21 protein-coding genes are annotated in these 18,930 nt (G+C 47.0%); 8 read left to right on the top strand and 13 right to left on the bottom strand.

What is annotated here, in order from left to right; all coding sequences use genetic code 11:
* The first annotated feature begins 102 nt into the window (after positions 1 to 102).
* The 4 genes from AB0L18_RS03985 (at position 103) to AB0L18_RS04000 (ending at position 3,892) form a co-directional block, all read left to right on the top strand.
* On the top strand, positions 103 to 543 hold the full coding sequence (locus tag AB0L18_RS03985) for an endonuclease domain-containing protein (protein ID WP_367391288.1): 441 nt from the start codon (positions 103 to 105) through the stop codon (positions 541 to 543).
* A 435-nt stretch (positions 544 to 978) separates the two neighbouring features.
* On the top strand, positions 979 to 3,075 hold the full coding sequence (locus tag AB0L18_RS03990) for a molybdopterin oxidoreductase family protein (RefSeq protein WP_367391289.1): 2,097 nt from the start codon (positions 979 to 981) through the stop codon (positions 3,073 to 3,075).
* A gap of 69 nt (positions 3,076 to 3,144) precedes the next feature.
* Entirely contained in the window at positions 3,145 to 3,462 is a 318-nt protein-coding gene (locus AB0L18_RS03995; protein WP_367391290.1) for an ArsR/SmtB family transcription factor, read from the top strand.
* 46 nt (positions 3,463 to 3,508) lie between these two features.
* The gene (locus AB0L18_RS04000; protein ID WP_367391291.1) at positions 3,509 to 3,892 is read left to right on the top strand and encodes a hypothetical protein; all 384 of its coding nucleotides are present in this window, start codon (positions 3,509 to 3,511) and stop codon (positions 3,890 to 3,892) included.
* On the opposite strand, the gene AB0L18_RS04005 is transcribed toward AB0L18_RS04000, so the two are convergent.
* Complete coding sequence (locus AB0L18_RS04005) at positions 3,889 to 4,998, bottom strand: Fic family protein (protein ID WP_367391292.1); 1,110 nt, start codon at positions 4,996 to 4,998, stop codon at positions 3,889 to 3,891. The genes AB0L18_RS04000 and AB0L18_RS04005 overlap by 4 nt on opposite strands.
* Positions 4,999 to 5,520: 522 nt before the next feature.
* On the bottom strand, positions 5,521 to 5,922 hold the full coding sequence (locus tag AB0L18_RS04010) for a nuclear transport factor 2 family protein (RefSeq protein WP_367391293.1): 402 nt from the start codon (positions 5,920 to 5,922) through the stop codon (positions 5,521 to 5,523).
* A gap of 317 nt (positions 5,923 to 6,239) precedes the next feature.
* On the opposite strand from AB0L18_RS04010, the gene AB0L18_RS04015 reads away from it, so the two are divergent.
* Positions 6,240 to 6,536: an SCP2 sterol-binding domain-containing protein gene (locus AB0L18_RS04015; RefSeq protein ID WP_367391294.1), complete on the top strand. Its 297-nt coding sequence runs from the start codon at positions 6,240 to 6,242 to the stop codon at positions 6,534 to 6,536.
* A gap of 174 nt (positions 6,537 to 6,710) precedes the next feature.
* Here AB0L18_RS04015 and AB0L18_RS04020 read toward each other — a convergent pair whose 3' ends face one another.
* A complete protein-coding gene (locus AB0L18_RS04020) occupies positions 6,711 to 7,454 on the bottom strand; it encodes a sulfite exporter TauE/SafE family protein (RefSeq protein ID WP_367391295.1) in 744 nt (247 codons plus the stop codon).
* 370 nt (positions 7,455 to 7,824) lie between these two features.
* Here AB0L18_RS04020 and rpsU point away from each other — a divergent pair, with 370 nt between their 5' ends.
* Positions 7,825 to 8,019, top strand: a complete 195-nt coding sequence (gene rpsU / locus AB0L18_RS04025; protein WP_367391296.1) for a 30S ribosomal protein S21 — start codon at positions 7,825 to 7,827, stop codon at positions 8,017 to 8,019.
* A 31-nt stretch (positions 8,020 to 8,050) separates the two neighbouring features.
* Positions 8,051 to 8,329, top strand: a complete 279-nt coding sequence (locus tag AB0L18_RS04030; protein WP_367391297.1) for a cold shock domain-containing protein — start codon at positions 8,051 to 8,053, stop codon at positions 8,327 to 8,329.
* A 40-nt stretch (positions 8,330 to 8,369) separates the two neighbouring features.
* Here AB0L18_RS04030 and AB0L18_RS04035 read toward each other — a convergent pair whose 3' ends face one another.
* Positions 8,370 to 9,860 carry a Na+/H+ antiporter NhaC family protein gene (locus tag AB0L18_RS04035; RefSeq protein WP_367391298.1) on the bottom strand — a complete coding sequence of 497 codons (1,491 nt, stop codon included), beginning with the start codon at positions 9,858 to 9,860 and terminating at the stop codon, positions 8,370 to 8,372.
* Between the two features lie 443 nt (positions 9,861 to 10,303).
* Between AB0L18_RS04035 and AB0L18_RS04040 the strand changes: the two genes are divergently transcribed.
* Positions 10,304 to 10,882: a hypothetical protein gene (locus AB0L18_RS04040; protein WP_367391299.1), complete on the top strand. Its 579-nt coding sequence runs from the start codon at positions 10,304 to 10,306 to the stop codon at positions 10,880 to 10,882.
* A 124-nt stretch (positions 10,883 to 11,006) separates the two neighbouring features.
* Here the strand turns inward: AB0L18_RS04040 and AB0L18_RS04045 are convergent, their stop codons facing one another.
* The 9 genes from AB0L18_RS04045 to AB0L18_RS04085 all read right to left on the bottom strand — a co-directional run bounded on the left by AB0L18_RS04045 (position 11,007) and on the right by AB0L18_RS04085 (position 18,867).
* The gene (locus tag AB0L18_RS04045; RefSeq protein WP_367391300.1) at positions 11,007 to 11,330 is read right to left on the bottom strand and encodes a hypothetical protein; all 324 of its coding nucleotides are present in this window, start codon (positions 11,328 to 11,330) and stop codon (positions 11,007 to 11,009) included.
* A gap of 135 nt (positions 11,331 to 11,465) precedes the next feature.
* Positions 11,466 to 11,972, bottom strand: coding sequence for a hypothetical protein (locus AB0L18_RS04050; RefSeq protein ID WP_367391301.1), 507 nt, complete (start codon positions 11,970 to 11,972; stop codon positions 11,466 to 11,468).
* Positions 11,973 to 12,059: 87 nt separating this feature from the next.
* Entirely contained in the window at positions 12,060 to 14,198 is a 2,139-nt protein-coding gene (locus AB0L18_RS04055; protein ID WP_367391302.1) for a T9SS type A sorting domain-containing protein, read from the bottom strand.
* Positions 14,199 to 14,226: 28 nt separating this feature from the next.
* Positions 14,227 to 15,006 (bottom strand): hypothetical protein, encoded by a 780-nt coding sequence (locus AB0L18_RS04060; protein WP_367391303.1) that lies wholly within the window; start codon positions 15,004 to 15,006, stop codon positions 14,227 to 14,229.
* Between the two features lie 92 nt (positions 15,007 to 15,098).
* Complete coding sequence (locus AB0L18_RS04065) at positions 15,099 to 16,412, bottom strand: hypothetical protein (RefSeq protein ID WP_367391304.1); 1,314 nt, start codon at positions 16,410 to 16,412, stop codon at positions 15,099 to 15,101.
* Positions 16,413 to 16,465: 53 nt separating this feature from the next.
* Positions 16,466 to 16,711, bottom strand: coding sequence for a helix-turn-helix domain-containing protein (locus tag AB0L18_RS04070; protein WP_367391305.1), 246 nt, complete (start codon positions 16,709 to 16,711; stop codon positions 16,466 to 16,468).
* Positions 16,712 to 16,833: 122 nt separating this feature from the next.
* Complete coding sequence (locus AB0L18_RS04075) at positions 16,834 to 17,418, bottom strand: hypothetical protein (protein WP_367391306.1); 585 nt, start codon at positions 17,416 to 17,418, stop codon at positions 16,834 to 16,836.
* Between the two features lie 126 nt (positions 17,419 to 17,544).
* On the bottom strand, positions 17,545 to 18,255 hold the full coding sequence (locus AB0L18_RS04080; protein ID WP_367391307.1) for a tetratricopeptide repeat protein: 711 nt from the start codon (positions 18,253 to 18,255) through the stop codon (positions 17,545 to 17,547).
* 18 nt (positions 18,256 to 18,273) lie between these two features.
* A complete protein-coding gene (locus tag AB0L18_RS04085) occupies positions 18,274 to 18,867 on the bottom strand; it encodes an RNA polymerase sigma factor (RefSeq protein WP_367391308.1) in 594 nt (197 codons plus the stop codon).
* Positions 18,868 to 18,930: the final 63 nt, after the last annotated feature.

Here is an 18,930-nt window from a genome sequence, read left to right on the forward strand (position 1 = left end):
GTGTCCCGAGGACAGTGAAAAAACTCACCTCAAACTTGTGTTTCTTCCAAATAGTCTCTAATTTCCTGATTCTTGGCTTTAGCTCTCAAAAATTACGCGCTCATGAAAAACAAAAAAACTCCTCACTTCGGGGACCACTTTAGTTATAACAAGAGTCTCAAAGATTACGCCAATTACAACCGCAAGCACCTCACCAAATCGGCAGCAGCACTTTGGAAATACGCGCTACGCAATCGGAAGATGCTCGGTTATCAATTCCGGCGAGAACGTCCCATCGGGCCATACATCGCCGATTTTGCTTGTTTACCTATTGGTTTGGTCATCGAAGTTGATGGTATTACACATCAAAACGAGCTACAAAAAGCTTATGACAACAGAAGAGATGTGTTACTAGCCAATCTTGGGTTCACAACACTTCGCTTCTCCAGCTATAGCGTTCTAAATGAGATGGAACGCGTAAAAAGTCAAATCGCTACCTGGATCGAAGAGCACGCAACAGTTCCCCCACCTGAACCAAGGAAGCGAGGAATAAAAAAGAAATGATTTGCCTGACCCATTGGCAAACCATATCCTCCACCCGAGCGGAGGTGTCACACAGTGACGGAGGTGGGGAAAAACCTCGCCCAAACGAAACAGCTTGCCTAGTAGCGACAACTGACACCCCCGACCTGCGGTCACCCCCGCTGAGCAGGGGACATAGACTGCCCCAACAGCAAACCATATCCTCCGCCCAGGCGCAGGTGTCACGCAGTGACGGAGGTGGGAAAATACTCGCCTAAACGAAACAGCTTGCCTAGTAGTGACACCTAACACCCCCGGCCTGCGGCCACCCCAGCTGAGCAGGGGACAGAGACTGACCCAGCGGTAAACCCTATCCTCCGCCCGGGCGGAGGTGTCACGCAGTGACGGAGATGGGGAAAATACCATCCACCATCAGCCATTTTTCCTTAGCTTAGCTGCTCATCAATATCGAGCCTCATGCCTACCCGTACCCACTACCGTGCCTGTAACCTTTGTGAAGCCATTTGTGGGTTGGTCATTGAGGTCGAAAATGAGCGGGTGACCTCTATTCGTGGGGACAAAGATGATCCTTTGAGCCAGGGGCATATTTGCCCCAAGGCAGTGGCTCTGCAAGATCTCTACGAAGACCCTGATCGCCTACGCCAGCCTGTAAGAAGGACGGTTGACGGCTGGGAACAAATTAGCTGGGAGGAGGCTTATTCCGAAGTGGTGGCGCGCTTGCAGCAAGTGCAAAACAACTACGGCCGCTCAGCTATCGGCATTTATTTGGGGAACCCCAATATCCACAATTACGGTTCGGCACTGTACCTGCCGGATTTTATCCGCAGTATCAAAACGCCCAATACTTTTTCGGCGACTTCGGCCGACCAGCTGCCCCATCACCTGGTGGCGTACTGGATGTTTGGACATTACTTTTTCCTCCCCGTAGCTGATCTAGACCACACCGATTTCATGCTCATACTTGGGGCCAATCCACTGGTATCCAACGGTAGTTTGATGACCGCCCCGGGGTTTGGCAAGAAAATGAGGGCTATTCAACAACGGGGCAAGGTGATCGTGATTGACCCCCGCTACAGCGAAACGGCGGCCAAAGCCGATGAACACCACTTCATCAAACCCGGTACCGATGCACTCTTGCTATTGGCCATGGTCCATACTTTGTTTGCCAAACAGTGGGTCGACTTGGGACATCTGAGCCCACATTCAAAAAACTTGCCCCTCGTAGAAGAGGCCGTAAAAGGGTTCACCCCCTCAGCAGTAGCCTCACTTACGGGCATTAGCGCAGCCGACATTGAGCGGATTACCCATGAGTTTGTGCAAGCTGAAAAGGCTGTTTGTTATGGCCGAATGGGCGTCTCTACCCAAGAATTTGGTGCACTCTGCTTGTGGTTGGTCAACCTAATGAACCTCCTTACGGGGAATTTTGACCAACGAGGCGGAGCCATGTTTACCAGTCCGGCAATGGATACCGTACTTCCTAATAGAAAAGGCAATATCGACCGCTGGCGCAGTCGCGTAAGTGGCTACCCCGAACGTTTTGGCGAGCTGCCCGTAGCCGCCATGATTGAAGAGATGACCACCCCGGGCGAGGGCCAGATCAAAGCCTTCGTCACCTCCGCCGGCAATCCGGTACTGTCTACCCCCAATGGTCAAAGCCTGGAAGAAGCCCTCTCACAACTGGAATTTATGGTGTCTGTAGATATTTACATCAACGAAACCACCAAACACGCCAACATCATCCTGCCCCCAACGAGTGGGTTGGAGACGTCAAATTACGATGTCTCTTTTCAGACCTTGGCAGTGCGCAATACGGCGAAGTTTTCGGAAGCTTGTTTTGAAAAAACACCTGAGCAATGCCACGATTACGAGATTTTCCAGGAACTTGCCCGCCGCCTGCGCCACGGCGACTATCAACCCTTGGCCGAGAAGCCGGAGCAGATAGTAGATTTTGCTCTACAGATGGGTGCTTACGGAAAAACGGGCCTTTCCTTGCAAATGCTGAAAGACCAGCCCAGTGGAGTAGATTTAGGGCCTTTGCAATCGATGTTGCCGGAAAGGCTATTTACGGAAGACCAAAAGATTGACCTGGCCCCCGAAGCCTTGCTCATCGACTTGGAACGCATTGCCCAAAAATTGGCAAATGAGGATACAAGGAATGAGGACTTCCCCTTGCTCTTGATCGGTCGTCGTCAACTGCGCAGCAACAATTCCTGGATGCACAATAGTAAGCGATTGGTCAAAGGCGGAGAACGTTGCACCCTATTGCTGCACCCGGAAGATGCACAAAAATATGGCATTAATGAGGGGCAAATGGTAGCCGTAAATTCACCCGTCGGAACCATCCAGATCAAAGCTGAAATAAAAGACGAAATAATGCCTGGAGTGGTGAGCATCCCGCACGGATGGGGACATGCCCGAACAGGGGTGAAGATGACCGTTGCGCAAGCCCACCCTGGCGTGAGCATCAATGACCTGACCTTGCCCAACTTCGTGGATCAGTTGAGTGGAAATGCCGCCTTTAGTGGCGTCCCCGTGCGTATTGAAAAAAGCTAGTACAATTTTCCTGACTCAACTATTCCGGTCTGCTACCTGTTATGAATTTATTATCTTATATTTACAAATATGGAAGTAGAAGCAAATATTCTAAATAGTGAAGAGGCGGAAAAGCTGGAGCGTATCGCTTTTATTCTTAAAGTAGTAGCGCACCCGCTGCGCTTAGGCATTGTCCATATCCTGGAGCAGTATCCCGAGCTTTCTGTTTCAGACATCTGTACCATGCTGAGTAGCGAGCAGTCGCTGACTTCTCATCATTTACAAAACATGAAGCTCAAAGGCATCCTCTCCTCTCGTCGTGATGGCCGTAGCATTTTGTATGCCCTCAAAGAGCGTGATGTTTCTCTCATCATCGAGTGTTTGGAAAACTGCAAGTGTAATATGTAAGCAGATTTTCTGCTGAACCTCCTTTCTTCAAATTTCGCAATACTCTATGAAACTGCGTATTTTGGATAACTCTATCCGCCTTCGCTTATCACAGGCGGAAGTGGCACAACTTGCCGACACCAAGGAAGTTTTGGCCACTATCAACTTCCCCGCAGGAAACGCGCTGCACTACCGTATACAGCCCAGCCTCGAAGCAGAAGCTATCCATTTAGTATACGACCATGAAGGGATTACCCTCATCATTCCTGCCACACAGGCAAAGGAATGGGCCAATAGAGAAACCGTCGGCATCACTACGACCAATGATCTAACCAACAATGAAACCGTCCGTATTTTAATCGAAAAAGATTTTCAGTGCCTGACCACCAGGGCCCACGAAGATGAATCAGGTTTGTTTCCGCATCCCAAGGATGGGGAGATGGCTTGCTAGGGTGTATTCCACCTTGGTATCAATTCATAATGGGTACTACGGCCTCCTGATTCTTCTTGCTGCAAGATTCCTTTTTCAATTAAGTCTTTTATGTCTCTTAGAGCAGTATCTGCTGAGCACTTGGTTATTTTTGCCCATTTAGAGGATTTCAATTTACCATCAAACCCATCTAACAGCTTATTCAACATTAACCTTTGCCTGCTATTCAAGACTGTTTCTTTATGTTCATTCCAAAAGTCTGCTTTTTGAAGAACTCGTTTCAATGTTTCTTCGGTATTGACCAATGCACGGTACAGACAATTTAAGAACCAATCCAGCCATTCCGTAATGTCGCCAGAACTATGCTGTACCTTCTGCAAGGTTTGATAATACATCTTTTTCTCGGACAAAATCTGATTTGATAAGCTATAAAACCTTTGGGAGCTTTCTTCAGAACGAGCAAGTAACAGGTCGGACATGGCCCTTGCAATTCGCCCGTTGCCATCATCGAAGGGATGAATGATGATAAACCAAAAATGAGCAATAGCAGCTTTTAATACGCCGTCAATATTGGACACCTGGTTAAACCAAGCTAAAAACGCATCCATTTCGTCTCTTACCACCTTCGGGGAAGGAGCTTGAAAGTGCACCTTTTCTCTGCCCATTGGCCCCGAAACCACCTGCATTTCTCCATCTCTATAGCGACCTGCATCAATTCGGTGCATTCCGCTCCACCCTGTTGGAAATAACGCAGCGTGCCACCCAAAGATCCGCTCATGGTCAAGAGGGCTAGCATATCGTTGTGTTGCATCAAGCATCATTTCAACAACACCTTCCACATTTTTGTCTACATGAACGATGCCTGCATATTCTAATCCAAGTCTTCTTGCAATGGAGGAGCGAACCTGTTCGTAGTTTAAGATTTCGCCTTCTATTTCAGACGACTTCAATACATCTAGCGTTAAAGTGGAGAGCATCGTTTCCTCTTTTAGTAGAAAGCCAAGACCACTCATTTGCCCAAAAACCTTTCCTTGTAGATGGCGAACTTTTCCTAAAATCACACTTATCTGCCCTTCGTCCCAGGTGAATTCAGGCCAATTCTTATATTCATAAATGTATTGTGCCATGGACTTTATACCTCTTTGCGGTAAATATACGGCTTATTCTCCGCAAATTTGCGGAGAATAATAGTGGTTTTCTCCGTAAAATATCCATCGGTGCAATTTGGAATATTTTCCGGTTCTGAGTCTAAACAGCCTAAAAGGGAGAAGCAAAATATTGCAAAAATTAGGCGCATAGCTTTATAATTATTTTTCATTCTCATGTTTTAATGTTGATCTGACTATCTCTAGCGCAGGGGCGCAGACATTACCGTTGAATGTTTACCAACGCTGCCCCTTGATGGAGGTTTACGATGATTGCTAAAGTAAAAAAGCGCATTTCGGCCGTTTACTTACCCACTAATTTAGACTTTTCTCGGTAGTTCTGAACTGCTTTTTGGGCTCGATTGATCCGATTTCCCTAGGTATTACGTCCCAAAGGCAAGCAATGACTTCGCTCTATGCTGTATCCCGAAGGGTATTGCGCCGAGTTTTTTTTATAAACGTTTTTATCTAAACTATTTTGGTTTTAAATTTTTTAATTCCAGATTAAGCACCCACCAATTTCATCCACAAGGGCAAATTGTAATAGGTGGTCACACGGGTAATTTGACCGTCTTCTACTGTCAAAAATGCACCTGCTGGCAAGACGTATTGCTGACCTGTGGCCGTGGGTAAATCGCTATCCGTACTTTGGTAGGTGCCGTTCACTACAAACTCCACCGCTACACGTTCATTGTTGGGCTCCGCAAAGAAAACGATCTCTGTCAACTGCTCGTCATAGCAACGCTCCATGTGCGCCAAAAAATCGGCAAACAATTCCTTCCCCACGCGCGTATCACCCTGATTGGCTTCGTGCTTAACGGATGGATGCAACAAATCCAGCATGCCTTGCCAGTTTTTATTGTTAAAATGGGTATAGTAGGCTTTTACGGTTGCCAGTGCTGTCATTTTTTATCTTTTTTTCGGAGGTGAATTGTTGTACCTCAACATCTCAACCCCGTTGTCGTAATGGTCAGTAAGATATTTTCAGTTCTTCTAAATACACAAGTTTTGCGTACCGAAAGTAGCGCATGAATTATCAGGAATATCCTTATTCTTCCACTTAGATATCCTCAATACTTTTAATGAGTATCAAGTTCATTGCTGCCAACTTACTCACATGCAAACAAAATACCCCCTTTTACCGTACTTTTACAAAAAAGATCATTAAACAATAATTACAGATATTGTGTTTCTTCATTTCAGACATCAATAAAAAAAACTAAATGGATATTTCCGCAGTAGTAGAAGGCATCAATGCCAAAGCCGCCTCCGCTCCTCCTCTGGGCAGCACCCTCAAAATTGACTTCGGCGAACAGCAGGTTCACGTAGACGGCACTGGCGACACCAATGTCGTCACGGCCAGCGATGCCGAGGCCGACTGTGTGATCAGCGTCACCACCGAAAACTTCATGAAGCTCGTCAAAGGTGAACTCAACCCCATGATGGCCGTCATGACGGGCAAAGTGAAGATCAAAGGCGACATGGGCGTAGCAATGAAGCTACAGTCGCTGGTTGGGTAAGTCGGATCCCGAGGAAGTCGGAAGTGGGAAATCGGAAGTCGGAAGTGTTTTTTATCCGCTAGTAGCGAACTAATACTATGTTTTTAACGTAGATCATCGAACCTAAACTTTACGACTCACGCGTATCCCCTTTAATTCCGACTTCCGACTTTCAATCTCCGACTTCAAAAAATGCTACCCCAACAATATCCGCAAAGCCGTCAAGGCCGTCACGACCATCACAAAATAGCGGAAGCCTTTTTCCGGAATCAGAGCGACCACCTTGATGCCCACCCAAAAGCCAAGCAAGATAGCAGGCACCACGTAAAGATTGAGTTGCAGGCTCTGCCATGTGATGGTATGCCACGACCATACGTGGAAAGGCACTTTGAACCAATTGATAAGCATAAAAAACCAGGCCGCTGTGCCGATGAATTGCCGCTTGGGCAGGCGGGTAGCCAGTAGGTAGACCGACATCACGGGGCCGGCAGCATTGCCTACCATTGTGGTGAAGCCTCCCGCCAGCCCGGCTAGGCCACTCACTAGTGGGTGTTTCATAAAACTCGCCGATGGTGGCTGGCGTTCTTGCCAAACCAACAACAGCAGCCCCAAAATTACAATCCAGGCAAGTATGTTACCAAAGGTCTCATCATCCAGTCCTTCGCCGATCCAGGCACCTAACAGTACACCTATGGCAGCAGCTGGTAGCAAACGCAACAAATACGACCACTTGGCGTCGCGGCGATAATAAATCACGGCCAACATATCGGCGGTAATCAGCAAAGGCAATACAAGTCCAGTAGAAGCTTTGGCAGGAAAAGCCTGGGCCATCAGCACCACCAAAATCATCCCCAAGCCCTTGAGGCCCGCTTTAGACAAGCCCACCATAAATGCGGCTCCTGCTAAAGTGAGCCATTGTATTGTTTGTAATTCGTCCATTGTAAATTATCTGGTTAATGACCAAGACCCTCATAACTCCCTGATAACCTTACCGATACACAAAAACAACAAGGCGATCTTTCATTAATTATAAAAAAAGGGTAGATATATTGGTTAGTTAGGCCTACTTTTGTATTTTAATAGTTGCTGATAGTTTTATCTAAGCTAGCGCTTTTTCTTGCAGTCGAATTACTGCCTTTTGCACCATTAGGGTGCGGCACGTCAAGACGAGTTTGACTTTCCTCCGTGGAATATGTACAGAAAAATCCCGAGTACCTGATTAACTGGCATTTCCACAATTCTCACTACTTAGTCCCATGCGATCCAGTGGATGATTGGCAGGCTAAGTCAAACAAGTTTAAAACGTATTATGATTATTATCGACCGCAAAGATGGAGAAAACATTGATCGCATGCTGCGCCGCTACAAACGCAAACACCGCGATGTGAAATTACGCCGTGAATTGCGTGATCGCAAGCAGTTTGAAAAACCGTCTGATGTAAGGCGCAAAGAGGTCCTCAAGGCCATTTATCGCGATGAAAAAATAAAGAACGAAGAGCTTTAAAAAGATAGGGTTCTTCCTAACCGTTGGAGTTATGATTCTCGACAAGATTAAAGCCTTTTTCCAATCCGGATCAAAAGGCAGCAGCAGTAGTAGTACGACCAAACGTACTGGCGGCCACCGTACCGGCACCATTCGTTACTTTAATTACCGCAAAGGCTACGGCTTTATTTCCTGCCCCGAGTTGGAGGACGATACCTTTGTGCACGTTTCCGATACCAATGGATCCTTGCGCAAAGGTGATCGTGTCACCTTCCGAATTGAGCAGGAAGACAAGGGCCCTCGCGCCCGGGAAGTGGAGGTATTAAAGTGAGTGATCGATCGTAGCAGTGCGATCCTACTATTACCCTACTTTACAGCAGTCCTAGTACCAAATACCCTAATGCCGCCAAGCCTCCCGCTACCAGCGCATAGGGCAGTTGCGTTTTTACATGGTCCACATGATCGGTGGCTGAAGCCATCGACGAGAGGATTGTTGTATCGCTGATGGGCGAACAGTGATCGCCAAAAACACCTCCACCCAGTGCCGCCGCAATAACGATATGGGGATCAGCCCCCAGCGATTGGCCCATGCCCACTGCGATGGGGATCATGATGCCAAAAGTACCCCAGGAGGAACCTATCGAAAAGGCCACAAAACAACTGACCACAAAGATGAGGAAAGGGGCCAAAGAGGGTGACAACCAGCTTTGGGTAATCTCCGCTACATATTGTCCGGTACCAAGGTGCTCTTTACAGAGCGAACCAATCGCAAAGGCCAGCAGCATGAGCAGCGAAAGCGGAATCATGCCTGCGATGCCTTTCAGCACCAGGTCCACCATTTCCCGGATGCCCATAATGCCCTGTGCTTTGTAAAACGCCATGCTCACCAGCAAGGCTCCCACTACCGCGGTAAGCACCGCCGTAGAACCCGACCCCTTACCGATAGCTAGTAACAGGTGATCCCAGCCACTGGTTGGCGCAGCCGTTGCCGCTTCGACCCAACCTGTGTAGGCAAGCATCACAGGCATCAGCACTACCATCACCAGAATGGGCACCACCATATTGTAGGCCTTGGGCGTTACGCCCGGAGCTACTTCTTGCTCCGTGAGTTCGTCGGTCACCATCGGTTGTGCATCGTCCCATAGCAGCTTGCCCTCCTGGGTACGGATCTCTGCCTTCTTCATCGGCCCAAAGTCCTTCTTCCACAAAATAATTACTGGCACAATGAACAAAGCCAGGATAGGGTAGAAATTCCAGCCGATGCTGCGGATCATCGTCGCAAAAGGATCAGAAAACCCCTGTGCCGCCAATAAACTCATGATAAACGCTCCCCAACCATTGAACGGAATAAGAATGCTACTAGGCGCAGAGCTAGAGTCGGCAATGTAGGCCAGTTTCTCGCGTGAAATGCCCAGTTTATCAAACAGCGGTCGATAAAGCGCCCCTACCGTAAGCACCGAGATACTTGATTCCACAAAAATAAGCGCCCCGGTAAACCAGGCCAAAAGGCTCACAATGACTTTGCTGTGCTGATCGCTCCTACCCTCGTAGGCTTGCAGTTTGCGTTGCACCAGGGCAATAAAGCCCGCTACCCCACCCGACCGTTGCATAAAAATGATGAGCCCGCCCACCAGCGCACAAAACATAATCGTCCGCGTATTGCCCGCATCCTTGAACACATCGACCAGCGCTTGCAGTGTATCAAACAAGCCGTAGAGCGGGTTCCCGCCGTTGAGCATGGTCCAACCCAGGAAAATACCAAAGATCAGCGAGATAAACACCTGCTTGGTGAGGATGGCCAGCACAATGGCAATGAGTGGCGGCAGCAGGCTCCAAAAGCCTTGGTGGAGTGTTTCTTGCATGGTTGATGGTTGGTGGTTTGATGGTTGGTGGTTGGTGGTTTTTGAACATCTTTTGTGTAATCCTATTTCAGGATAAGACAATAGAACATTCAACAATCAACGTTCAACCATCAACCTTATTTACATATACGTAATCCAATTTTGGCTGGAATATAAGGATATATAGTGAGGTTTAGCGTTTGTCCAGGAATTTTGAGGCTAACGCGTCCCCTAAAAAACAACTATGATAGTGGCTATCGTTAGTAAGCTAATCTACGTTGAATCAGCGAAGTACGAAAAACGGTTTTTGTAACATTTGCATTTCTTTTAAAAAGAACATAGATTGAAATCAAGAACCAGCATTCTGTCGGTGGAATAATCTCTGAAACCAGCCGCGCTCAAATAGGAAAGTAAGACCCTGCGCCCGACTGGGTTAATGAAGGCAAATCAAATTTTTATTTATCATGAAACCATTTATTTATTTTTCACTTGTTCTCCTCGTCTTAGCGTGTGAGAAAATTGAACCTATTCATTCCATTCAATTGCCAGAAATCAAACTGGAAAAAGCGGACACCAACAACTCTGCGGAGGTTAGTGCAAGCGAAAACAGACAAAAAATCTACTGTGAGGGTGATTGTGGTTTTCAAAGCAATACAACCGCCAGTCGTGTTTCGTGTAATTGTGCAGAAAGCCTTATGGTCCTCGAGCGAGATAACAATCGATTTGAATTGCTAGATGCGGAAATAGAGGTTCCTTTACTCCAAGAATTTCATCAACACATCAATGCTATATACAAAGTAAACGACGATGTTTCCATCTCTGAAATTGAAATACAAACATCAGGAGAATCGAAGGCGGTTCGTTTTGTTTTCCGCGTCAACGGACAGGTCGCTGATAGCGTAATCATTGTTTCTGAACGGGGAAAAATCTATAAAGTTTCCTGCGATGGCTCCTGTGATTGCCGTTCCTCTTTTCAATTCGAGATGTTTATAGCCTCTTGCGCTTGTGAGGATTGTGTGATGACCGTTGAAGAACTCAATTAAACGGTACAACTACCTAAATAACAAAGCACATCGCAGTCAACACAGACCACGATGTGCTTTTTTTTGAGGTATCCCATAAGATACGTGAGCTGTCTCCTTTGGGAATATCCCTGTACCCAGTAGCCTATACCCAGTACTTCCTACCTGAACAGCCCGAGGCCCGGCCTGAATCATACCCTTCATTATCTTCATTGGAAGTAAAATGCTTTCCTACGCCTCGCGGGATAAAAACGATACTATCAGAGGGTTGTGCCAGCGGTAGAGGAGACAGCATTTGAGGTTCTTCCTGTGCTGGTGAGGTTCGCTCTAATTCATAAGATTTTCGCCATTCTTTGTTCTTTTCTATCGGTAGTTGATGCGGAGCTTTTTCGCGACCTAGCGTTTGCTTGGCATAAAAACTACCCAGGCTAAATATGACTATTGCTAAGAGGATATATATCTTTTTCATACTATTTTAATATAAGAGACCCATCTGCACAAAACATGGTTCTGTTCAGCAGATGGGTCATGACAAATTATTTAAAAAACAAAATTTCTTATCGCGCCTTTCGACGTAGTATTGCGCAGAAAAGCGGAGGCTCTTTTATCGCTTGAATAAGGTAACAGTGGTACTGTCTATAAACTCGCCTTCGGGGGTATCATTCAACCGAAACCGGAATTTCATCTGCACGCTATCGGGCTCAAACAAATTGGCGGTAAGACTAGCATACCAACCCCCATCATTGCTGCATAGGGGCTCTACGTGGCCCAGGTTCCATACATCTGGTGCAATTTCGTCGATAGGCACGATGTCAATCCCGGTGATATTGGTAGCGGGGCTTGTATTGAGGAACATCGAAAACCGTGCCTCTCCTGGATAGGTAATAAAGGCAATGGTATCCAGGCAAGGATGGTCGGGCAAAGCACCCACATAGAGGTTATCGCTAATAATTCCCTGCCCGCCAATGTTGATGTAGCCACTTGGTGACACACACTCTCCATCAATACATTCTTGAGGTTCAGGGCAAGCGCAACCTGTTTCATCATCATCGCAGCAGGAGGCCAAAAATAAAACAGGCAACAGGAGCCCTAATAGCATTTTGTGAATCATCTGATTTTGGTTTTGTTAGCAGGCAGCGTCCTCTCGGGCACGCCACCTGCTTGTGTTTACGGCAGCAATTTGCCTGGAATCAATGGTTTACATTTTCATAAAGGGTAGTGTACTGGCATTTCCACCGTTCACCACTTCTACCCAATAGGTACCGGCAGGCCAGCTGCTGACATCTACCTTACGCTCTATCTCAGCTTCTTTGTTGAGCAAAATTTCCCGGTGCAATTCTTGCCCTTGGGCAGAATAAATACGCAGGGTAGCCCCACTTTGGACAGCAGTCGGAATAGCAATCATCACCTGGTCTTTCGCCGAAGTCGGGTACACCTTGAAAGCGCTTGGCTGTAGCACCAATTCATTATCACTTGACAGGCTTTTATCCGTTGCGGTGTTGTTCTGACAAGAAGGGCCAGACAAGAGGTCGAACTCTCCGCGTACATTGATCGTACCCGTAGGCAACAAGCCATGGTCATCCCAATCGCCATAATTTGCCAGGAAGCTACCTACCTGCCCAATACGGTTATTAATGTTAAATACGGGATCATTCTGGATGCCTGCATTCGATGGCGTAGGGATAGATCCGGCCACGTAAGTCGCGACCTTACCAGAACAACACAATGAATTTTCAACACCGGCACTTTCCACAACACCGACCAGATAGTAATCACTGGCAACGCTAGCTTGAGCTTCAAAACATCCATAACCTCGGGTACGCAGATAGTGATTGGAAAAAAGGATGACCTCCATGGGCTCGTTCGGCGAAAGGGTCAAAAGACCAATACCTGACACCAGTGTTTGTTCTTCAACGAGTGGTGAATTGGAGCAATAACCTTCATTAATACTAAAAGGTGTGCTGGCCAAAGTTGTAATCGCATCCCAAAAACTTTCTACCTGTTCGTCGGTTGGAAGCACAGGGCCTTGTCCAGTACCCTCTCCCCCTTCTACAGGGTCATCATTAGCTTGAGTATCCAGAAAGAAATCGAATACGGGCTTCAATACATTGAGGGTATTGATCCAAAATTCAGGGTTCCAACTGGAACTACAACGGCGTCCAATCATCGCATGCCCGGCATCTAGTGCCGTCAGTTCACCCGTACCTAAGTTTCGGGCGACGACGAAGGCAAAATCCTCGGCCTGGGCTGCTGCTCCTTTACTGAAGATACAGTCCTTCTTCCTGGCTTTGATGTGCAAGCTGGTGGTGTACTCATACTCCACATCCAATGGCCGGCTACAGACACAATCCTTGGGCAAATCAGTACTAAATCCTCCGAAACGCAAACAGCCCAGCAGGAATTTGATTTCCGAAAAGGTAGTAGAAATACCCTGTGCCGCTTCTACGCCCTGTAGATTAGAAAGGTAATGATCAGCACTGCCACCACTTTCGTTTTGGCGTAAAGCTAAATACTTGGCGGCCCCGGCTTTGAACTCGTCAACATAGGTAAGATCGTTGCCACTCCCTTCAGGGTGTTGATCAATGGTTGGGTGAATGACCCGGTTGTTGTAGTCAATGTCTTCATAAGGTCCTACATTAATACTGGCACGGGTGATCACATAGCAGCGGCAATTGGTTTCCACGTCTTTTTCGGTCACCAAACCGGTACAGTCTCCCTGAAAAGCCAGTGGGTACCAGCTGCTAAGGTCTTTTGTATCCTGCTTCTTTAACAACGGCTGGTTGTCGAAAGAATAAGCTTGCAAAAATGCCAGCTTCTCGATTGGATGTAGATTTACACCTTCCAGAAAAGTACAGAAAGGTTGCTGCCCTTCTTTTTGGGCAAACCAGCCCGACAATCTCCGAAAAAATGGATCAGATACTGCGATAGGTTCCGCTTGGGCAAAAGTGGAGACCATACCTGACCCCGACGAAATCATTTCTTCCCCCACGGCGACCATCACTTCCCACTGGTACTCAGCATCTAAAGGCAAATTTTCAATCACCGCTTCGGTTTCGCGCGTCGTCATTTCTGCCCACTCCGTAGTACTGTCGGCAGGCTTGTAGCGCAGGTGGTATTCGCTGGTGGCATCTTCTACAGCTTTCCATTTCAAGTAAGCTGTAGCATCCTCTCGAAACCGGACGCTTACCGCTGCGACCTGCTTGATGCGTTCCGGGCTTTTGTACACGAACCCAATGTCGTGATCGCTGGTTTCATGCGCTACTTGCGCCCAGGAAAAATTACTACAATAAACTAATAACATAAGTGTAAGAGAGAAAAGCGTTTTTAAATTTTTCATTTTTCTAAATTTTAAATACTTAAATAAACTAGATATCAATAATCATTCTAAATTCTCCATCTTCTAAAGTGCCGAAACGATCTCCGGCGAAATACTGACACAGGTAAAAAAGCTCTGCATCCATTTTAAAAGTAAAGTAATACCTGAACCCTTCTGGGGTTGCTCTTTTTTGCATTTCCGTCAACTCCAGCTTAGCGTGACTTGCTGGCCCGAAAGTGGGGCTGATGGACATGCCTACAACGGGAATCATAGCAGGATTTTTGCGCTTGTAATGTTCGTACCCTGGGCGCAATACCGTCGACCAAGTGATAAAAAAGCGGAATCCCTCCGTAGCTTCTTCTCCCTCTTTACGGATAGGCAACTCACCTTCCTGAAAGTATTGATCTAGATAATATTCCGGAGCATACACAACAGAGTCATTGATCATTGGGGAGTCCAGGGTAAAAACCGGCTCAAAATCACGGGTAATCCCGTTGAGGTTATCAAAAATAGGCGGCCGGATCGCCATGCGGTAAAAACTACCTCTTAGCGGTGTATTGGCGTTGTATTCCTCGTCAACAGCGGTAGAGGCAGTGGTGGCGACAGCACTGTGCGCAAAGTAATTGCCCTGGGGTATTGAAATACAGAATTCTTTTCCATTCAGCTTACCGCGAAAATAAATTTCCGCGTCTGGATCATCCTCACAACTAAAGACCATATTGTCACGGCAATACTGCTCAGAGGCTTTACGAACATCGTATTCTTCTTTGCCACAAGCCGAAATCAACAGTATGGTTGCAAAAGACAAGAAAGGGAGAAGCAGTTTCATAAGCTGTAATGGTTTTGGTGTCTGGGCCGCAATATAGTGCCCGGACAAATTTCATTTTTTTCAGAAAAACCCTAAAGCCAATTAAATATTCACTAAGGTATTGGGCCGTCACCACTCACGCTGATGGTAAAGACGGCCTGCTCACCACCTGGGCAATTGTTGGCAACTTGCAACTGTAGACGACCTTCGCTTAGGTCATTGTCCCAACGCACCGTAGCACTATTGTTAGAAGAAGCAATAATGGTTCCTCCATCTACAAACCACTGGCTGGCGTAGTTGCTGTTGGCGGAGATACCGTACCCTGTATAGGTATAGGTTTCTCCTGGGTATATCTGGTCTGGCCCTAGCAAGCTCACCCCGCTTACGCTTCGAACCAACTCCGCAAGATTACGCGTAAAACTCAGGTTGTTGGCTTCCGTCGTTCCATCTACACATACGGCTACAATATCCGTACTCACCGCTACTGCGGGATCGTCCTGGGTGATCACCAATCGAGGATTACTGGTAGGTGTTGTCGCCGTTGCAGGAGTGCCACCAGTGTTGGCCCAGTTCAAGGTCGTATTATCAGCACCAAAGCCATAAGCCTGGTAGGTAGCTGTGGGGGTACAGTCATCAAACCGTAGCGATACGCCCAATACCAAATTGCAATCCAGCGATTCGCAACAGGGGCCATTCTCGCCTCGGATCACCTGGATCACGCCAAGGGTAAATCCTGCCGCAGTACCGACCCCAAAAGCGACGCCTCCACCGGGGCCCATGCCGATTCCCACACCAAGGCCCACGAGCATTCCACCACCGGTATATTCGGTAATACAATTCCAGGATTCCTTCCAGCTGCATCCCCCTCGGGCCAAGCTAGCTTCGTCGTCTGGCAGTTGAAAGCCAATATCGAGGAAGTACTGGTTGGCGCCCTGGAAGACAGCTCCCATGGTAACCAACTGTTTCTTTTCCGCTATCGTCAGCAGTGGGTTTTCTTTAATGTTTGTCAGTTCGCGTTCCAGGCGTGCATTAGCGAACGCAAAATCACGGGTACTTCCATCGTTCTGATAAGCATCCATCAATTTGGAATATGCTATACTAAATGATGGGCTGATGACTTCTTGCTGGACGTAGGTTCGGAGTATTTCAGACAATTGTACGCCCTGAAAAGTGGCCATTTCCGTTTCCATTTTTTGCTTAAATTCAGCACGTTGGTTCTCTGACAAAAAAGCATAAGGATCAATAAAAGCAAGTTGGTTTTTCAGTTGCTCGGTGATTGCCGTTCGGATCGTCGTTAGTTCATCGTAGTTATCGTAAGTGGTCAAGGCCAAAGCTTCGTGGCCGTCTGGAATTGCTTTTTCACAACTCATAAAAAACAATACGAGTACAGGTAAAAAACAATAGCGGATCATCTTGTAATATTTCATAATATTGATATTTAATCGCCCTCCTTATCGCTTTCGGGCACTTGCGTCTAGATTTAATTTTTACTTCTCCTAAGCACCTCCCATTGCCACTCGAATTCGCTAGCGTAGTAGTAGTAGTTTTGTTCGGCGTGATCATACCTGATTGGTGCACCTAAATTTTTCAGTAATTCTATTTGCCGGTAAAGTCCGGACTTGGATACATTTAATTTCTCCATCAACTCCTGCGAGGAGCCTGTTGCCCTCCGCCTAACAAGATCATGCAGGCGGCGCAGCAGTAAGAGTTGTTCTATAAAACTCATGATCTATAATTATTTTAAAATTTGGTGGCAAGCACTAGCTTTTGCAAGCAATGCCAGGCTCGCCACCATCTGAGCGCGTTTTTAAATTTCAACAACAACAAACAAAAGTCAAACATGAATTCTTACCAACTGAAGCCAACACCCAGCGTCGCAATAGAGAGGCCATAGCTGAGTTCTCCGAAAATTTCGATCTGAGGAACAGGCTGGTAACAGGTGCCAATAAAGCCCCCGTAAAACACTCCTTTTTTGAGAGAGGTATAATGAATCGGGGAGGTTTCACGAGCGCCTTGCTGTGTGTTTGCCATATCTTCGACCTGGTTGCGTTGGTAAGCCAGTGAGATACCGCCGTAGGGTGCCCATTTTTCCCAGCGTTGGGTATGCACTGCCGCCCGTAGGGCCAGCATCTGAAACTTATTGCGGAGCGTCAAACTGTTCCCGCTGTGGTGGTCTTGGGTCACAGAAGAAACCGAACCTCCGGCCAACAAGCCCAAGCTGAAGCGTGGTGTAGGCCGATACCGCAACTCAAGTGAAAGAGGTGGCACTTCGGAAGTCGTATGGTCTTTGACAAAAGTGGGCAGCAGCCCTACTCCGGTACGGATTTGCCAATACTGATGCGTCTGCTTCCAGCGGGCACACTGGGCCTGAGCATTTGAAGGCATAATGCAGACAAGAAAAACAAACAAGCTAAAAGTTAAGAGCGTACGCATGATATTGATTTTTTGGTTTTTCGGGGTAGCATACTTTCCCCAGGGTATCCGGGGGTAAGACCCAAATACAGGAAAAGTAGGTTACGAAAATTAGTGATTGATTATACCGGATGTACCGGCGGAGGATTATTCTTCTTCGGGTAAACTTTGGAGTAAATCACTGGCTTTACTGGCATTCCAGCCACCAGAACGGATTCTTTTGTGCAGCAATTTACGAGCGGCGGTAAAACGACCAGCTTCTACGTAAGCCAGGGTTAAATACCATTCGGTTTCTTCTCGAATCAGCCCGGTCCCTGTGGGGTCAGCCACGGCTTTTTGGAGCGGTTCTATGGCTAGTTCTCCCTGGGGAGGATCCTGATAGAGGTAGCTGATTCCCAGGAAAAAGTAATCTTCGGTATTGGCTTCTGGTAGTTTAACAATTTCTTCTCGCAGGCGGGCCGAGGTTTCAAAATCTTCTTCATTGTAGGCCGCAATCGCTGCGCCCCGCAATTCAGAGATATCCGTAGCTCCTTTGCGGAGTTCATTATTAGGATAATGGGCTGCCAGGTATTCTTTGGTAAGCGACTGGTAAGTTGGTGATTGATCACCGACAACCTGCCAGGCTACGACGCCGATCAGCAATGCTGCTGCAACGCTGAGGCTCCAGCGCATGATCTTCATCGGTACAACCCGACCTCCGGAGGCACCATCTCTGGTGATCCCGTATTCTTCCCGTAGGCGATGGGTCATTTTTTGACGTAATTCGAGATCGAATTTTTGCTTTACCAACTGCTGCGTAATTTCACCCAGTTCATCTTCATTGATGTTGTTGGTCCGGTATTTATCAAATAGGTTCATGACGAAAGCAGTTTTAAGTTATTGATACAGACTTTGAAAGATTTCTTGCAATTTTTCGACACAACGCTGCTTTTGTTTACGCACTGTTGCTTCGTTTTTTTCAAGCTGAGTTGCAATTTCTTTCAATTTTTGCTGATCATAAAAAAATGATTTTAGCAATTGCTGGCAACCTTTACCCAGTTGTGGCCAGGCTTGGTTGAAGGTATCCAGTGCACCGGTAGGTAAGTCACTGACGGGTTCATCCGCCATGTCCCATTCCGCTGTCAATTCTTGTAGCCTGCTATCCTCTTTTCTTTTTTTAAGGTATTGCTGTCCCGCCATTTGGGTGAACAGAAAGCGCAGGTTACCGTACTGAATACGCCCTTTTTTCAAAAGATCGCAAAAAGCGACCAGGCCATCCATACTCGCATCGTAGGCATCTTCGTGACTGGCGTTGTACTGACGTTTCAGAAAATTCAGACAGTCTTCAAAGTGTGCAAGAAATACCTGTTGATAAAGGTCATCATTGCCCGCCCTTAATGCTTCCAGAAGTTCTCGAAAAGCGGTTTGGCTCAAGCCAAAATTTTTACTTTCCAAGCTACCTCCATCGTTTACGCTGGATATTTTTTTCATGATACAGTTGTCCGTGTTCCTCTATATAAGTTCAGAAATCGCAAAACGTGACATAAAAAATCG

The sequence above is a fragment of the Lewinella sp. LCG006 genome (genome assembly GCF_040784935.1).
In the GTDB taxonomy this organism is placed as follows: Bacteria; Bacteroidota; Bacteroidia; order Chitinophagales; family Saprospiraceae; genus Lewinella.

Coding starts and splice junctions, on each gene's coding strand:
- AB0L18_RS03985 (WP_367391288.1), top strand. CDS start 103: ATGAAAAACAAAAAAACTCCTCACTTCGGGGACCACTTTAGTTATAAC.
- AB0L18_RS03990 (WP_367391289.1), top strand. CDS start 979: ATGCCTACCCGTACCCACTACCGTGCCTGTAACCTTTGTGAAGCCATT.
- AB0L18_RS03995 (WP_367391290.1), top strand. CDS start 3,145: ATGGAAGTAGAAGCAAATATTCTAAATAGTGAAGAGGCGGAAAAGCTG.
- AB0L18_RS04000 (WP_367391291.1), top strand. CDS start 3,509: ATGAAACTGCGTATTTTGGATAACTCTATCCGCCTTCGCTTATCACAG.
- AB0L18_RS04005 (WP_367391292.1), bottom strand. CDS start 4,998: ATGGCACAATACATTTATGAATATAAGAATTGGCCTGAATTCACCTGG.
- AB0L18_RS04010 (WP_367391293.1), bottom strand. CDS start 5,922: ATGACAGCACTGGCAACCGTAAAAGCCTACTATACCCATTTTAACAAT.
- AB0L18_RS04015 (WP_367391294.1), top strand. CDS start 6,240: ATGGATATTTCCGCAGTAGTAGAAGGCATCAATGCCAAAGCCGCCTCC.
- AB0L18_RS04020 (WP_367391295.1), bottom strand. CDS start 7,454: ATGGACGAATTACAAACAATACAATGGCTCACTTTAGCAGGAGCCGCA.
- rpsU (WP_367391296.1), top strand. CDS start 7,825: ATGATTATTATCGACCGCAAAGATGGAGAAAACATTGATCGCATGCTG.
- AB0L18_RS04030 (WP_367391297.1), top strand. CDS start 8,051: ATGATTCTCGACAAGATTAAAGCCTTTTTCCAATCCGGATCAAAAGGC.
- AB0L18_RS04035 (WP_367391298.1), bottom strand. CDS start 9,860: ATGCAAGAAACACTCCACCAAGGCTTTTGGAGCCTGCTGCCGCCACTC.
- AB0L18_RS04040 (WP_367391299.1), top strand. CDS start 10,304: ATGAAACCATTTATTTATTTTTCACTTGTTCTCCTCGTCTTAGCGTGT.
- AB0L18_RS04045 (WP_367391300.1), bottom strand. CDS start 11,330: ATGAAAAAGATATATATCCTCTTAGCAATAGTCATATTTAGCCTGGGT.
- AB0L18_RS04050 (WP_367391301.1), bottom strand. CDS start 11,972: ATGATTCACAAAATGCTATTAGGGCTCCTGTTGCCTGTTTTATTTTTG.
- AB0L18_RS04055 (WP_367391302.1), bottom strand. CDS start 14,198: ATGAAAAATTTAAAAACGCTTTTCTCTCTTACACTTATGTTATTAGTT.
- AB0L18_RS04060 (WP_367391303.1), bottom strand. CDS start 15,006: ATGAAACTGCTTCTCCCTTTCTTGTCTTTTGCAACCATACTGTTGATT.
- AB0L18_RS04065 (WP_367391304.1), bottom strand. CDS start 16,412: ATGAAATATTACAAGATGATCCGCTATTGTTTTTTACCTGTACTCGTA.
- AB0L18_RS04070 (WP_367391305.1), bottom strand. CDS start 16,711: ATGAGTTTTATAGAACAACTCTTACTGCTGCGCCGCCTGCATGATCTT.
- AB0L18_RS04075 (WP_367391306.1), bottom strand. CDS start 17,418: ATGCGTACGCTCTTAACTTTTAGCTTGTTTGTTTTTCTTGTCTGCATT.
- AB0L18_RS04080 (WP_367391307.1), bottom strand. CDS start 18,255: ATGAACCTATTTGATAAATACCGGACCAACAACATCAATGAAGATGAA.
- AB0L18_RS04085 (WP_367391308.1), bottom strand. CDS start 18,867: ATGAAAAAAATATCCAGCGTAAACGATGGAGGTAGCTTGGAAAGTAAA.